General features: G+C 74.2%; 4 protein-coding genes. 2 read left to right on the top strand and 2 right to left on the bottom strand.

Annotated features, from left to right (window positions below; all coding sequences use genetic code 11):
• Positions 1–56: 56 nt before the first annotated feature.
• Positions 57–1,331, top strand: a complete 1,275-nt coding sequence (locus AXW62_RS17600; protein WP_252368638.1) for an NsdA family TPR-like regulatory protein — start codon at positions 57–59, stop codon at positions 1,329–1,331.
• A gap of 318 nt (positions 1,332–1,649) precedes the next feature.
• Here the strand turns inward: AXW62_RS17600 and AXW62_RS17595 are convergent, their stop codons facing one another.
• Both AXW62_RS17595 and AXW62_RS17590 read right to left on the bottom strand, forming a co-directional pair.
• Positions 1,650–2,723, bottom strand: a complete 1,074-nt coding sequence (locus tag AXW62_RS17595; protein WP_060945365.1) for a MupA/Atu3671 family FMN-dependent luciferase-like monooxygenase — start codon at positions 2,721–2,723, stop codon at positions 1,650–1,652.
• Positions 2,724–3,002: 279 nt separating this feature from the next.
• On the bottom strand, positions 3,003–4,220 hold the full coding sequence (locus AXW62_RS17590) for a cytochrome P450 family protein (RefSeq protein ID WP_060945364.1): 1,218 nt from the start codon (positions 4,218–4,220) through the stop codon (positions 3,003–3,005).
• A gap of 310 nt (positions 4,221–4,530) precedes the next feature.
• Here AXW62_RS17590 and AXW62_RS17585 point away from each other — a divergent pair, with 310 nt between their 5' ends.
• On the top strand, positions 4,531–15,891 hold the full coding sequence (locus AXW62_RS17585; RefSeq protein WP_060945363.1) for a non-ribosomal peptide synthetase: 11,361 nt from the start codon (positions 4,531–4,533) through the stop codon (positions 15,889–15,891).
• Positions 15,892–16,014: the final 123 nt, after the last annotated feature.

Here is a 16,014-nt window from a genome sequence, read left to right as displayed (position 1 = left end):
ATGTCTGCCAGCTGTAGGCCAGTTGTGAACCAGTACGACGGACGATCGGGCCCGACATGACCATCGGGGAACGCATCCGCGCCGCACGCGGAGCACGGCGGCCCAGGTGCAGCCAGGAGAAGCTCGCGAACGAGCTGTCGGTGGCCCGCTGGGGGAAGGCGGGGTTCCTCGACCGGCAGCAGGTCTACCGGTGGGAGAAAGGCTTACGGGTCCCCCGGGTGTGGCTGCCGTTCATCGAACAGGTCCTCAACATCGATCTGTCCGAGGACAATGGGGGCCAGTTCGCCGATACCGTGACCTCGGTCATGCTCCTGGGAGGCACCGACGTGGACCGACGGCAGTTCCTCGCGGCATCCGCCGCTGTCGGCCTGGACGCGCTCGACCTCCCCGACGCCGAAGCGGTCACCCGCCGCGCGAACCGGCCCGGCCCCATCAACGTTGGTATGGGGGAGGTCGCCGCGGTCCGCACGATGACCGCCACCCTCGGAGACGCCGCCTCCGAGCTCGGCGGCGGCCACGCCCGCCACCTTGCCGTGCGGTACCTGACCGTGGACGTGAACCGGTGGCTGGATGGCCACTACACCGAGCGAGTCGGCCGGGAGCTGTTCGCAGCGACCAGCGAGCTGGTGCACCTGATCGGCTGGATGGCCCGCGACGAGGGCAACCAGGGCCTGAGCCAGAAGTACCACCTGCACAGCTACCGGCTCGCCGCCGAGGCCGGCGAGAACGAACTCGCCGCCACCGCCCTGCGCGGCCTGGCGGACCAGGCCATCGACCTCGGACACATCCCCACCGCCGTACGGCTCGCCGAGGCGTGCGAGCAGCGCGGTAGGAAGCTGACCAACCCCAAGGTGCTCGCGTACTACCGCAACACCTACGCCCGGGCGGCAGCCGCCGATGGCGACCACACCACCGCCGCAAAGCTCCTCACCTCCGCCCAGGCCGCGATCGAGCACGCGCCGGCCCTGCCGGGGCAGTCCTGGGCGAGCCACTACAGCCATGGCCGGTGGGCGCATGAGTCCGGCATGATCCACGCCAAGCTCGGCGACCTCGCCGCCGCCGAGGAACACCTTCACCTCGCTCTCGACATCCACGGGCTCGACCGGAAGAGGACGCGGGCGATCGTGCTGGCCGACCTCGGCCACGTCCAGCTCAAGCGCGGCAACACCGAGACCGCGCTGGCCACCTGGAGCGCGTTCCTCGACTGCGCCGACGGCGTGCAGTCCGTACGGATCAACGACGGCCTGACCAACATCGCCGCCCGCCTGCCCTCGATCCCCGACAGCCCGGCCGCCGCCGAGCTCGGCGAGCGCATCGCCGCTCGCGCGTGAGGCGCCCGTGACGCTGTGGGTGCCGACCCCGTCCGACCGCGGCCCGGGCCGACCGTGGCGGCCCGGCCCCCCGCCGCCGACGCCTCTCCGCCGCAGCACGGTGTGCAGCATCGTCGAGGCCGCGCACGCAGACTTCGCCCCCTGAAGGCCGGGGAACTCCCAGCTCGCGCCCGGCCCGCGTCCTCACCGCCGAGAAGACCGGGTAACCCGGGGGGCACCCCGGTTACCGTTCAGGGCTCGAGATCATCTCATTGCCCTTGACGCGTATCTGGGTCACACCCCCGGTATGCGGCCCCCTCCGGGGCGGCCCCCCAGGGGTCAGTGCCCCAGGTGTGCCCGCCAGGTGTCGTGGAGGCGGGCCAGGTGTTCGAAGGCGCCGGTCACCGCGTCGGTCGGCACGCCGAAGTCCACCAGACAGGCGACCTCGTCCACCCCCGCGTCCTTCAGCTGCTTGAGCATCGCCACGCAGTCCTCGACGGTGCCGAACATCCCGCTGGTCTCGAAGTACCGGTCGAACGCCTGGGCGACGAGGAAGCGGCGGTCCTCCTCGCCCATGCTCTTCAGCTCCCGGGACATGTCCGCGCCCTGGGCGCCGGCTGCCTCCGCGGCCTTGATCAGCAGGTCGAAGGAGCTGGCGAGATAGCGGGAGAACGGCTCGCGCACGGTCTCCCGCACGGCGTCGCGGTCGGTGCCGACGAAGGTGTGCACCATCACGGCCACATGCCCCCGCCCGGCCGAGGCGGGCTGGTGCTCGCGGTACGCCCGGCGGTAGTCGTCGATGCGCCGCGCGAGGACCTCGACCTCCTGGCCGAGCAGATGGGTGAGCATCCCCAGCCCGTGTTCACCGGCGAGGGTGAACGTCGCCGGGGTGCCGCCGCTGGTCAGCCACATCGGCAGCGCGGGCTGGACGGGCGGCGGGAACATGGTCAGCTCCACCGTCTCGCCCGCCCCGTCGGTCAGCGACACGCTCTCCCGCCGCCACAGCCGGCGGACCGTCTCGACCGTCGCCATCAGCTCGGCCTTGCGGTTCTCGTAGTTCTCCGGGCGGAGCGCGAAGTCCGCGGCGTGCCAGCCGGAGGCGAACGCCACCCCGGCCCGGCCGCCCGACAGGTTGTCGACGACCGACCACTCCTCCGCGATCCGCATCGGGTGGTGCAGCGGCGCCACGACGCTTCCGGCGCGCACCGCGACCCGCTGGGTGACCGCCGCCACCGCGGCGCCCGTCACCGCGGGGTTGGGGTAGAGCCCGCCGAACGGATGGAAGTGGCGCTCGGGGGTCCACACCGCGGCGAAACCGTTCTCGTCGGCGAACCGGGCGCCGTCCAGCAGCAGCCGGTAGCGGTCGCACTCCTCGGTGTCGTTGTTGGCGAAGTAGAACAGACTGAAATCCATGGGTCCTCCGGAAAGCGAAAGAAAACAGCCCGGGGCGCGCTGACGGCGGGTCCCGGGCGGTGTCCGCGCTGTGCGCGGTTCGGAAACGTCTGCCCTGTGCGCGGTTCGGAAACGTCTGCGCTGTGCGCGGTTCGGAATCGTCTGCGCTGCGCGGTTCGGAATCGTCTGCGCTGTGCGGTTCGGAAACGTCTGCCCTGTGCGCGGTTCGGAATCGTCTGCCCTGTGCGGTTCGGAATCGTCTGCGCTGTGCGGTTCGGAAACGTCCGCGCTGTGCGCGGTTCAGAAACGCACCGGCAGGTCGATCATCGGACGGACCATCAGTCCGGGCCGATAACGCACCTCCGACGGGTGCACGGCCAGCCGGATATCGGGAAAGCGTTCAAAGACCCGCCGAATCGCCAGTTCGGTCAGCGCCTTGGACATATGGGAGCCCAGGCAGTAGTGGATTCCGTGGCCGAAGCTCATATGCGCGGGCCGGGGACGGGTGATGTCCAGTTCCGCCGGACGGTCGGGGAAGGCGTGCGGATCGTGGTTGGCCCCGGCCAGCGAAATGATGATGATCTCGTCCTTGGGGATCTTCACCCCGCACAGCTCGACCGGTTCCAGCGTGACCCGCTGCAACGAGTTGATCAGCGGGCTGGTGTACCGCAGCAGCTCCTCGACCGCGTTCGGCAGCAGGCTCCAGTCGGCCCGGATCTTGTCGGCCTCCCCGGTGTGGGTGAGCAGCGCCGCGAAGGAGCCGTTGAGCAGGCTGGTCGTGGTGTCGTTGCCGCCGGTCATCAGGGCGAACGCGGTGGACAGCGCCTCCGCGGCGGTCAGCCGCTTGTCCTCGTCGGCATGGACCAGCGCGGAGATCAGATCGTCCTGGGGGTCCCGCTGCTTGGTGGCGATCAGCGCCTTGAGGTAGTCCGACAGCTGCCGGGTGTGCTCGGCGATGAGGCCCGTCGGATCGCTGGCGTCCACCCGGCGCAGCGTGTTGGTCCACACCAGGAATCGCGGCCAGTCGGTGTCGGGCACGCCCATCAGCTGCGCGATGGTGATGATCGGCAGCGGTTCGTTGAGCCCGGAGACCAGGTCCCGGTTGCCGGTCCGCACCATCTCGTCGAGCAGATCGTCGACCACCTTCCCCCAGCCGTCGCGCAGCCCCCTGACCCGCTTGGGGGTGAAGGCGAAGGTGAGCGCCTTGCGCAGCGGGGTGTGGCGCGGCGGATCGGAGTTGGCCAGATGGTTGCTGATCTCGTCGGCGGGCTTGATGTCCTGGCCGAGCTGCCTGCCCAGCGCCGCGTAGAGCTTGCCGATGTCCCGGCCGAGCCGGGGGTCGGAGAGCGCGTCGCGGACGTCGTCGTAGCGGCTCACCACCCAGGCCCGCACCCCGTCCGGGGTCTCCACCCGGCACACCGGCTGTTCCTCGCGCAGCTGGGCGAGGAAGGGATAGGGGTCCTGTGTGTACTCGTCGCTGAACATCCAATAGCGGGACAGCGTGCCGGTGTGCGTCACCAGTACTCCCTGGGGTCGCGGTGCGGGTAGCGGGCCCGCGGGCGCTTGACGGCACGCGGCCGCACCGATGACAGCACGGCCGGAGGGGACCGGTCAGCGGCAGTGTGAATTCTTCGAAGTGTGAGTTCTTCGAAGCGGGAATTCCGGGGCTCTTCGTGGCGGCGGCCCGGCCGCGCTTCCGCGTAAAACGAAGTTTTTGCAGCGCCGTTGCCGGTGGACCGGCCGCGCACAACACTCGACGATCACGGCTGGTGGCGGGCGGCCGAGCCCCTTGTCGGCGATCCCGGAATGACGAGTGGAGATTTCCATAATGACGCGAGCAGCCATCGATGACGTCCTTCCGCTGTGGCCGCTTCAGGAGGGTCTGCTGTTCCACACCCTGTACGGGGAGCAGCAGCACGATGTCTATGTCGCACAGATCCTGATCGACCTCGACGGCGCCCTGGACGCCGGGGTGATGCGCGAGTCGGTGGCCGCCCTGCTGCGCCGGCACGCCAATCTGCGCGCCGGTTTCCGGTACGCGAAGCTGAGCCGCCCGGTCCAGGTCATCCCCCGGGAGGTGGAGGTGCCCTGGCGGGAGTTCGACCTGTCCGGGCTGGACGGGCCGGCCAGGGAGCGCGAGGCCGAGCGGCTCGCCGCCGAGGAGGCGGCCCACCGCTTCGATCTGTCCACCGGGCCGCTGCTGCGCTTCACCCTGGTGCGGCTGGGGGAGCGCAGCCACCGGCTGATGTTCAACGCCCACCACATCCTGCTGGACGGATGGTCCACCGCACGGCTGCTGTACGAGCTGTTCGAGATCTACCACCGGCGCGGTGACGCGTCCGGGCTGCCGCGGGTGACCCCGTACCGCGACTGTCTGCGCTGGCTGGGCCGGCAGGACCGGCCCGCGGCGGAGGCCGCCTGGCGCGAGGTGCTCGCGGGCGTCGAGGAGCCCACGCTGGTCGCGCCGGGCGACGCCGGGGCCGCGGCCCCGCCCGCCGAACTGGTGCTCACCGTGGAGCCGGAGCTGGGCGCCCGGGTCCGGGAGGCCGCGCGCCGCAACGACCTCACGGTGAACAGCGTGTTCCAGGGCTGCTGGGCGCTGCTGCTGGGGCAGCTCACCGGGCGGGACGACGTGGTGTTCGGCTCCACGGTGGCCATCCGCCCCGCCGAACTGCCGGACGCGGAGCACATGGTCGGGCTGTTCATCAACTCGGTGCCGGTCCGGGTGCGCATCAGCCCCCGGGACACCCTGCTCTCGCTGCTGAGCGGGGTGCAGAGCCAGTCCGCCGGGATGATGGCCCACCACCACCTCAGCCTGCCCGACATCCAGCGGGCGGCCGGGCACGGCACCCTCTTCGACACCCTCACCGTCACCGAGAACTACCCGATGGGCGGGGAGGACCTGCCCGAGCTGCCGGGCGACCTGACGCTGACGGGCGCCCGCGGCACCGACGCCAACCACTATCCGCTGAGCGTCGCCGCGCTGCCCGGCGAGGAACTGCGGCTGCACTTCCGCTACCGGCCGGAGGTGTTCCGCCCCGCGGACATCGAGGCGCTCGGCGAGCGGTTCCGCCGCCTGTTCGAGGCGTTCGCCGCCGACCCCGGGCAGCGGGTGGGCGGGCTCCCGCTGCTGTCCGGCGCCGAGCGCGACCACCTGCTGGCGCTGGGGGAGCCCGCCCGGCCGCTGCCCGCGGGCCCGGTCATCCCCGAACTCTTCGCCGAGCGGGTGCGCCGCCACCCGGAGGCCGTCGCCCTCGTCCACGAGAACCGGACGCTGTCGTACGCCGAGCTGGACCGCCGCGCCAACCGCCTGGCCCGCGCCCTGATCGAGCGCGGCGTGGGCCCCGAGCAGGTGGTGGCGCTCGCCCTGGACCGCTCGCCCGAGCTGGTGGTGGCCATGCTGGCGGTGCTCAAGGCGGGCGCGGCCTACCTCCCGGTGGACACCTCCTATCCGGCCGACCGCATCGCCTATCTGCTCACCGACGCCGCCCCGGCGCTGGTGCTGACCACCGCCGGATCGGCGGGGCTGATCCCGGACGCCTACGCCGCGCCGCCGCTGGCGCTGGACGACCCGGACACCGCCCGGTGGATCGAGGACCGGCCGGACTCCGCGCTCGGCCCGCGGGAGCCGCTCGGCGCGGTGACGCCGGAGTGCGCCGCGTACGTCATCTACACCTCCGGGTCCACCGGCCGCCCCAAGGGCGTGGTGGTGACGCACCGCGGTCTGGCCGGGCTCGTCACCACGCACGTCGAACGGTTCGGGGTCGGCCCCGGCAGCAGGGTGCTGCAGTTCGCCTCGCCCAGCTTCGACGCCGCCGTCTGGGAGACGTATATGGCGCTGCTGACCGGGGCCGCGCTGGTGCTGGCCCCGGCCGAGCGGCTGCGGCCCGGCCGCGCCCTGGCCGACCTGGCCGCCGAGCACCGGGTCACCCATGCCACGATCCCGCCCGCCGCGCTGGCCGTGCTGGACCCCGGCGACCTGCCCACGGTGCGGGTGCTGGTGGTGGCCGGTGAGGCGGCGGCGCCCGAACTGGTCCGGGCGTGGTCCACCGGCCGCCGGATGTTCAACGCCTACGGGCCCACCGAGACCACGGTCTGCGCCTCGATGAGCGACCCCCTGGAGGGCGCCGGTCCGCCGCCGATCGGCACCGCCATCGGCACCGCGCGGCTGCGGGTGCTCGACGGCGCGCTGCGGCCCGTGCCGCCCGGGGTCACCGGTGAGCTGTACATCTCCGGACCGTGCCTGGCCCGCGGCTATCTGGGCCGGCCCGGGGTCACCGCCGAGCGCTTCGTCGCCGACCCGTTCGCGCGGGGCGGGAGCCGGATGTACCGCACGGGCGACCTGGTGCGCTGGCGGGACGGCGGCGAGGGCGCCGTACTGGAGTTCGCGGGCCGCGCCGACGACCAGGTGAAGATCCGCGGCTTCCGGGTCGAACCCGGCGAGATCGCGTCGCGCCTGGCCGCGCACGAGACCGTCGACCGCGCCGTGGTCGTGGTGCGCGAGCCCACCCCGGGCGACAAGCGGCTGGTCGGCTATCTGGTGCCGGTGGCCGGGGCCCAGGTGCCGCCCGCCGCCGCGCTGCGCGAGCACGTGGCCGCCTCGCTGCCCGAGTACATGGTGCCCAGCGCCTTCGTCGCCCTGGACGCCCTGCCGCTCACCCCGCACGGCAAGCTGGACCGCAAGGCGCTGCCGGAGCCCGACAGCGCGGCCGGGCTCGGCGGGCGCGCCCCGCGCACCCCGCAGGAGGAGATCCTGTGCGCGCTCTTCGCCGAACTGCTCGGGGTGCCCGAGGTCGGCGTGGACGACGACTTCTTCGAACTGGGCGGCCACTCGCTGCTGGCCACCCGGCTGGTCACCAGGACGCGGGCGATCTTCGGCGTGGAGCTGTCGCTGCGCGCGGTGTTCGAGACCCCGTCCCCGGCGGCCATCGCCCGCGGCCTGGACCGGGCCGCCGCCGGCCGCCCCGCGCTGGAGGCGGGGGAGCGGCCCGAGCGGATACCGCTGTCCTTCGCCCAGCGCAGGCTGTGGTTCCTGGACCGCTTCGAGGGCTCCCAGCCGGTCTACAACGTGCCGCTCACCGTACGGCTGACCGGGGAGCTGGACCTGGCCGCGCTGCGCCTGGCCTTCCACGACGTGGTGGCCCGGCACGAGAGCCTGCGCACGGTCTTCCCCGACCTGGACGGCGACCCCTACCAGCGGGTGCTGGACCCGGCCGACGCCCGGCTCGACCTGACCGTGGTGGACCTCCCCGACGCCGCGCCCGAGCGGCTGCGGCAGGCGCTGAACGAGGAGACGGCGGTCGGGTTCCGGCTGGCCGAGGAGATCCCCCTGCGGGTACGGGTCTTCCGCACCGGCCCGCACAGCCATCTGCTGCTGGTGGTGATGCACCACATCGTCGGCGACGGCTGGTCGCTGGGCGTCTTCGGCCACGACCTCTCGGTCGCCTACGCGGCCCGGCTGGAGGGCGCCGCGCCCCGGTACGAGCCGCTGCCGGTGGGCTACGCGGACTACGCGCTGTGGCAGCAGCGGGTGCTGGGCGAGGAGGCGGACGCCGGCAGCCCGATCGCCCGGCAGCTGGCCTTCTGGCGGGAGACGCTGGAGGGGATGCCGGAGGAGCTGAACCTGCCGGTGGACCGGCCGCGCCCGGCGGTGGCCGGCTACGCGGGCGGCACGGTGACCTTCGAGCTGGGCCAGGAGCTGCACAAGCGGCTGCTGACCGTGGCGCGCACCTCCCAGGCCAGCCTGTTCATGGTGGGCCAGGCGGGGCTGGCGGTGCTGCTGTCGCGGTCCGGGGCCGGTACGGACATCCCCATCGGCACGCCCATCGCGGGCCGCGCCGACGACGCCCTGGACGGGCTGGTCGGCTTCTTCCTCAACACGCTGGTGCTGCGCACCGACACCTCCGGCGATCCCAGCTTCCGCGAGCTGGTCCAGCGCGTGCGCGAGACGGACCTGGCCGCCTACGCCCACCAGGACGTGCCCTTCGAACGGCTGGTGGAGGAGCTGAACCCGGAGCGGTCCCTGGCCCGGCACCCGCTGTTCCAGGTGATGTTCACCGTGCAGAACAACCGCCCGGCCGAACTGGCCCTGCCCGGGCTGCGGGTGGAGCCCTACGAACACCTCGGCGAGATGGCCAAGTTCGACCTGTTCGTGGGGCTGGTCGAGCGGCGCACCGCCGACGGCGCGCCGGACGGGATCGACGGACGGATCGAGTACAGCACCGACCTGTTCGACCGGGAGACGGTGGGCGACCTCGCCGACCGGCTGGTCCGGGTGCTCGCCGCGGCGGCCGAGGACCCGGGGCGCCCGATCGGCTCCCTGGACCTGCTGGACCTGATGGAGCGGCACCGCCTGCTCAACCAATACAACGACACCGCGCGCCCCCTCGACGGCGCGGCCCTGCCGGAGCTGTTCCAGCGGCAGGCCCACGCGCTGCCGGACACCCCGGCCGTGGTGCACGGGGACACCGCCCTGTCGTACGCGGAACTCAACGCCCGCGCCAACCGGCTGGCCCGGCTGCTGCTCGCCCGGGGCATCGGCCCCGAGGACGTCGTCGGCGTGGCGCTGCCGCGCTCGGTGGACCTGCTGGTCGCGGTGGTCGCGGTGGTCAAGGCCGGGGCGGCGTACCTGCCCATCGACCCCGCGTACCCGACCGAGCGCGTCTCCTTCATGCTCGCCGACGCGGCCCCCGCGGTGGTGCTGACCCGCGGCGGTGTGCTGCCGGACGGCGTCCGGGCCCCGGTGCTGGCGCTCGACGAGCCGGAGACCGCCCAGGCGCTGGCCGCGCAGCGGGACACCGACCCCACCGACGCCGACCGGCCGCGCCCGCTCCACCCGGCCGCCCCGGTCTACGTCATCCACACCTCCGGCTCCACCGGCCGCCCCAAGGGCGTCGTGATGCCCGCCGGCGCCATGGCCAACCTGGTCGCCTGGCACCACGGCGAGATCGGCGGCGGCGCCGGGACGCGGGTCGCGCAGTTCACCGCGATCAGCTTCGACGTCTCCGCCCAGGAGATCCTGGCCACCCTGCTCACCGGCAAGACCCTGGTGGTGCCGGACGACGCGGTGCGCCGCGACGCCGCCGCCCTCACCCGGTGGCTGGAGGAGCACCGGATCAACGAGCTGTACGCCCCCAACCTGGTGGTGGACGCCGTCGCGGAGGCCGCGCTCGAAAGCGGGGCCGCCCTCGCCGAGCTGCGGGTGATCGCCCAGGCGGGCGAGGCGCTGGCGCTCACCCCGCGGCTGCGCGCCTTCTGCGCCGGCCGGCCGGGGCTGCGGCTGCACAACCACTACGGCCCCACCGAGAGCCATGTGATCACCGCCACCACCCTGCCCGCCGACCCCGCGGAGTGGCCCGCCACCGCGCCCATCGGCCGCCCGGTGTGGAACGACCGGGTCTACGTCCTGGACGACACCCTCGGCCCGGTGCCCCCGGGGGTCACCGGGGAGCTGTACCTGGCCGGCACCGGGCTGGCCCGCGGCTATCTGAGGCGGCCGGACCGCACCGCGGAGCGCTTCGTCGCCGACCCCTTCGGCCCGGCCGGCTCCCGCCTGTACCGCACCGGTGACCTGGTGCGCTGGGGCAAGGACGGACAGCTGCACTTCGTCGGGCGGGCCGACCACCAGGTCAAGGTGCGCGGCTTCCGGATCGAGCTGGGCGAGATCGAGACGGCGCTCGCCGCCCACCCCGACCTCGCCTCGGTGGCCGTCCTGGCCCGGCAGGACCGGCCCGGGGCGCCGCAGCTGGTCGGCTATCTGGTCCCGGCGGCCGGCCGGACCGCCCCGGCCCCGGCCGAACTGCGCAAGCACCTGGCCGCCACCCTGCCCGACTACATGGTGCCCAGCGCCTTCGTCGCGCTGGACGCGCTGCCGCTGACGCCCAACGGCAAGCTGGACCGCCGCGCGCTGCCCGCGCCCGTCCGGGAGGACGCCGAGCGGCGGGAGCCGGCCACCCCGCAGGAGGCCGCGCTGTGCGCGCTGTTCGCCGAGGTGCTCGGGGTGCCCGCGGCCGGGGTGGACGACAACTTCTTCGACCTCGGCGGCCATTCGCTGCTCGCCACCCGGCTGACCAGCCGGATCCGTACCACCCTGGGCGCGGAGCTGAGCGTGCGCGACCTGTTCGAGTCGCCGACCCCCGCCGGGCTGGCCGGGCTGGTCGGCGGGGCGGGCGGGGCCCGGCGCGCGGTGACCGCGCGGGAGCGGCCCGAGGAGGTGCCGCTGTCCTTCGCCCAGCGGCGGCTGTGGTTCCTGGGCCGGTTCGAGGGGCCCAGCGCCACCTACAACCTGCCGATGGCCCTGCGGCTGACCGGTGAGCTGGACCGGGAGGCGATGCGCGCGGCGCTGGCCGACGTGGTCACCCGGCACGAGAGCCTGCGCACCGTCTTCCCCGAAGTGGACGGCCGGCCCCGCCAGGTGGTGCTGGACGTGGTGCCCGAGCTGACGGTGGCCGAGGTCACCGAGGACGGTCTGGCGGCGGCGCTCACCGAGGCCGCCGGGTACGCGTTCGACATCGCCACCGAGATCCCGGTGCGCGGGTGGCTGTTCGCGCTGAGCCGGACCGAGCACGTCCTGGCGCTGGTGGTCCATCACATCGCGGGCGACGGCTGGTCCATGGCCCCGCTGGGCCGCGACCTGTCCACCGCCTACGCGGCCCGCAGCGCGGGCCGCGCCCCGGAGTTCACCCCGCTGCCGGTGAGCTACGCCGACTACACGCTGTGGCAGCACGAGGTGCTGGGCAGCGAGGACGACCCGGACAGCACGATCTCCCGGCAGGCCGCGTTCTGGCGGTCGGCGCTGGACGGCGCCCCGGAGGAGCTGGCGCTGCCCGCCGACCACCGCCGCCCGCCCGCCCTCAGCTACCGCGGCGATATGGTCACCTTCCGCTTCGACGCCGAGGTGCACCGCGGGCTGCTGGAGCTGGCCCTGGAGCACCGGGCCAGCCTCTTCATGGCCGTCCAGGCCGGTCTGGCCGCAACTCTCAGCCGGCTCGGCGCGGGCACCGACATCCCGCTCGGCACGGCGATCGCGGGCCGCACCGACGACGCCCTGGACGACCTGGTCGGCTTCTTCGTCAACACCCTGGTGCTGCGCACCGACGTCTCCGGCGACCCGACCTTCGCCCAGCTGCTGGAGCGGGTGCGGGAGACCGACCTGGCCGCGTACGCCCACCAGGACCTGCCGTTCGAGCGGCTGGTCGAGCTGATCAACCCCGAGCGCTCGGCCTCCCGGCACCCGCTGTTCCAGGTGATGCTGGCGTTCCAGAACACCGCCGAGGGCAGGGTCGAACTCCCCGGGGTGACCACGGGACCGCAGCCGATGGGCCACGACGTGGCCAAGTTCGACCTGTCCTTCACCCTGTCCGAGACCCACACCGACGACGGCGCGCCCGCGGGCATCGAGGGGGCGCTCACCTACAGCACCGACCTCTTCGCACGGGACACCGTCCGGATGCTGGTGGACCGGCTGGCGCGGCTGCTGGCCGCCGCCGTCGCCGATCCGTCCACGCCGGTGGACCGGCTGGACGTGCTGCTGCCCGGGGAGCGCCACCGGATCGTCGAGGAGTGGAACGCCGCGGCGGTCCGCGAGGTGCCCGCCGCCACCATGGCGGAGCTGTTCGCCGGGTGGGCGGCCCGGACCCCGGACGCACCGGCCCTGCTGGCCGGGGACCGGACCTGGACCTTCGCCGAACTGGACGCGCGGGTCGAGCGGATCGCCCGGTCGCTGGCCGCGCGGGGAGCGGGACCGGAGAAGCTGGTGGCGGTGGCGCTGCCGCGCTCCCCCGAGCTGATCGTCTCGCTGCTCGCGGTGGTGCGGGCGGGGGCGGCGTACCTGCCGGTCAACCCGGAGCTGCCGGGCGACCGCATCGGGTACATGCTGGACGACGCCGGGCCCGCCCTGCTGCTGACCTCCGGCCCCGTCGCCGGGCGGCTGCCGCGCACCACCGTGCCCACGGCGCTGTACGACGCGCTGGAGGCGGCGGGACCCGCGGACGCGGCCGCGCTCCCGCGCAACCTGTCGCCCCAGCACCCCGCCTACGTCATCTACACCTCCGGCTCGACCGGCCGGCCCAAGGGCGTGACGGTGACCCACGCCGGGGTGGCGCGGCTGTGCGCGACGCTGGTGGAGCGGGCGGGCGTCGGCCCGGGGGCCCGGGTGCCGCAGCTGGCCTCGGTCAGCTTCGACGCGGCGTTCCTGGAGCTGGCCATGAGCCTGCTGACGGGCGGCGCGCTAGTGGTGGTCCCGGCCGACCGGCCGGCGTCCGGCCAGGCGTACCTCGACCTGTGCGCCGAGTACGGCGTCACCCACGCCTTCCTCACCCCCGCCTCGCTGGCGGCGCTGCCGGAGGGCGGGCTGCCCGAGGGCATGGAGATCGTCGTCGGCGGTGAGTCCTTCGGACCCGAGCTGATCGGCCGGTGGCGGCACACGGTGCGGCTGCACAACGTGTACGGCCCGACCGAGACCACCTGTGTGGCGGCGATGAGCGGGCTGCTGACCGACGACGCCGTACCGGCGCTCGGCGCGCCCGTCGCCGACTCGCGGCTGCACGTGCTGGACGCGAGGCTGCGCCCGGTACCGCTGGGCTGCGTGGGCGAGCTGCACATCGCGGGCGCCTCGCTGGCCCGCGGCTACCTGGGGCGCCCCGGGCTGACCGCCGCGGCCTATGTGGCCGACCCGTTCGGGCCGCCCGGATCGCGGATGTACCGCTCCGGCGACCTGGTGCGCCGGCGCGCCGACGGCGAGCTGGAGTTCGTCGGGCGCACCGACGACCAGGTGAAGCTGCGGGGGCTGCGGATCGAGCTGGGCGAGATCACCGCCGCCGTCTCGGACCACCCCGGTGTGCACCGCGCCACCACGGTGGTGCGCGAGGACCGGCCCGGGGTGCGGCTGCTGACGTCCTATGTGGTGCCCGCCCTGGGGGCGGACCTCGACATCGACGAGCTGCGGGCCGGGCTGGCGCGGCGCCTGCCCGACTACATGGTCCCGGCGGCGTTCGTCACCCTCGCGACGCTTCCGCTGACCACCAGCGGGAAGATCGACCGCACGGCGCTGCCCGCGCCGGAGCAGCGCGGCGCCTCCCGGGCGCCGAGCGGCGCCCGGGAGGAGACCCTGCGCCGGCTGGTCGCGGAGGTGCTGGGGATCGGGGCCGACGAGGTCGGCGTCGACGACAGCTTCTTCTCCCTGGGCGGCGACAGCATCGTCTCCATCCAGCTGGTGGCCAGGGCGCGCGCCGCCGGTCTGGTCTTCACCCCGAAGGACGTCTTCCGCCACCAGACGGTCGCGGCCCTCGCGGCCGCCGCGGGCACCGTCCCCGAGGCCGAGGCGGAGGACCCGGACGCCGGGATCGGCGAGATCCCCGCGACCCCGATCCTCCGCTGGCTCGCCGAGCGGAACGGGCCCATCGACCGGTTCCACCAGTCGATGCTGGTGCAGACGCCCGCGGAGCTGGACCTGGACCGGCTGGTCACCGCCGTGCAGACGCTGCTGGACCACCACGACGCACTGCGGGCCCGGCTGAAGCGGACCGGAGAGCCCCTGGCCCGGGAGGGCGCGGCCCCGGCTGCCTCGGCTGCGGCTGCCTCGTCCGCCTCGTCCGCGCCGTCGGCCTTGTCCGCGCCGTCCGCGGAGGGTGGTGGGTGGTCGTCGGAGGTGGCCGGAGGGTCCCCGGCCCGGGAGGGCGCGGATCCGGTCGCACTGTCCGCCTCGGCCGCCTCGTCCGCGCCGTCGGCGGAGGGTGGTGGGTGGTCGTCGGAGGTGGCCGGAGGGTCCCCGGCCCGGGAGGGCGCGGACCCGGCCGCCCCGGCCGCCCCGGACGCCCCGGACGCCCCGGACGCCCCGGACGCCCCGGCCGCCCCGGCCGTACCGTCCGCGCCGGCCGTGGACGGCCGCGGCTGGTCGCTGGAGGTGGCGCCGCGCGGCGCGGTCCGCGCGGCGGACCTGATCCGGCGGGTCGACCTCACCGGCCTGGACGACGCCGGGCGCCGCGCCCGCCTCGCCGAGCACAGCGAGGCGGCGATCGGCCGGCTCTCCCCCGAGGACGGCACGATGGTCCAGCTGGTGTGGTTCGACGCCGGGCCCGGGGAGCGCGGCAGGCTGTGGTTCTCGGTGCACCACCTCGTCGTCGACGCGGTCTCCTGGCGGATCCTGCTGCCGGACCTGGTCCGGGCCTGGGAGGCGGTACGGGACGGGCGCGCCCCCGCGCTCGACCCGGTCGGCACCTCGCTGCGCCGCTGGTCGCGGACGCTGGCCGAGGAGGCCCGGCGGCCGGAGCGGATCGCCGAACTCCCGGCCTGGCGGGGCCGCCTCTCCCGGGCCCCGGAGCCACTGGCCGAACTGACCCCCGACCCGGCCAGGGACCTCACCCGCACCCAGCGCGCGATCACCATGGCGCTGCCCGCGGACACCACCCGCACCCTGCTCACCCGGCTGCCCGAGCTGTACCGCGCGTCGGTCAACGACGTGCTGCTCACCGGGCTGACCCTGGCGGTGGCCGACTGGCGCCGTCGGCGCTTCGGCGGGGCGGGCGGCGGGCTGCTGGTGGCCCTGGAGGGACACGGCCGCGAGGAGATCGCCGAGCACACCGAACTGTCCCGTACGGTCGGCTGGTTCACCAGCGTGTACCCGCTGTTCCTGGACCCCGGGCGGATCGACTGGGGCGAGGTGTGGACCGGCGGGGCGGCCGTCGGCGATGTCCTGGCCCGGGTCAAGGAGCAGGTGCGCCAGGTGCCCGACAACGGCGTCGGCTACGGACTGCTGCGCCATCTCAACCCGGACACCGCGCCCTCGCTGCGGGGCCTGGCCGAACCGCAGATCGGGTTCAACTACCTGGGCCGGTTCGACTCCTCGGGCGGGCCCGGGGCCGCCGACTGGGCGCTCGCCCCCGAAGCGGGCGCCGTCGGCGGCGAGGACCCGGACATGCCGGTCGCCCACGCCCTGGAGGTCACCGCGACCACCCAGGACCGCGGGGACGGCCCCGCGCTGTCGGTGCTCTGGCAGTGGCCCTCGGCGCTGCTGGAGGAGGCCGTGGTGCGGGATCTCGCGGAGGCGTGGATCCGGGCCCTGGAGGCGCTGGCCCGCCACGCCGACACCCCGCAGGGCGTCCGCCACACCCCGTCCGACATGGATCTGATCGACGTCAGCCAGGACGAGCTGGACCAGCTCGCGAGCGAACTGGACGACTGGCAGGCGTAGCGGCCGGGGCCGCGTACCGGGGCCGCCGGCGGGCGGTTCCGGGAAGCGGCCCGGGTCCCACTTCCGAGTTGTTTATGTGCGGCTTTCGCCGGGCCGCAGCGCCATTACGGTCGGATCGGCGGG

The organism is Streptomyces hygroscopicus subsp. hygroscopicus, assembly GCF_001553455.1.
In the GTDB taxonomy this organism is placed as follows: domain Bacteria; phylum Actinomycetota; class Actinomycetes; order Streptomycetales; family Streptomycetaceae; genus Streptomyces; species Streptomyces hygroscopicus.
This window is presented reverse-complemented; position numbering and strand designations above follow the sequence as displayed.

What these genes read in the sequence shown, in the direction of transcription:
- AXW62_RS17595 (WP_060945365.1), bottom strand. Translation starts at nt 2,723, where the DNA reads ATGGATTTCAGTCTGTTCTACTTCGCCAACAACGACACCGAGGAGTGC.
- AXW62_RS17600 (WP_252368638.1), top strand. Translation starts at nt 57, where the DNA reads ATGACCATCGGGGAACGCATCCGCGCCGCACGCGGAGCACGGCGGCCC.
- AXW62_RS17585 (WP_060945363.1), top strand. Translation starts at nt 4,531, where the DNA reads ATGACGCGAGCAGCCATCGATGACGTCCTTCCGCTGTGGCCGCTTCAG.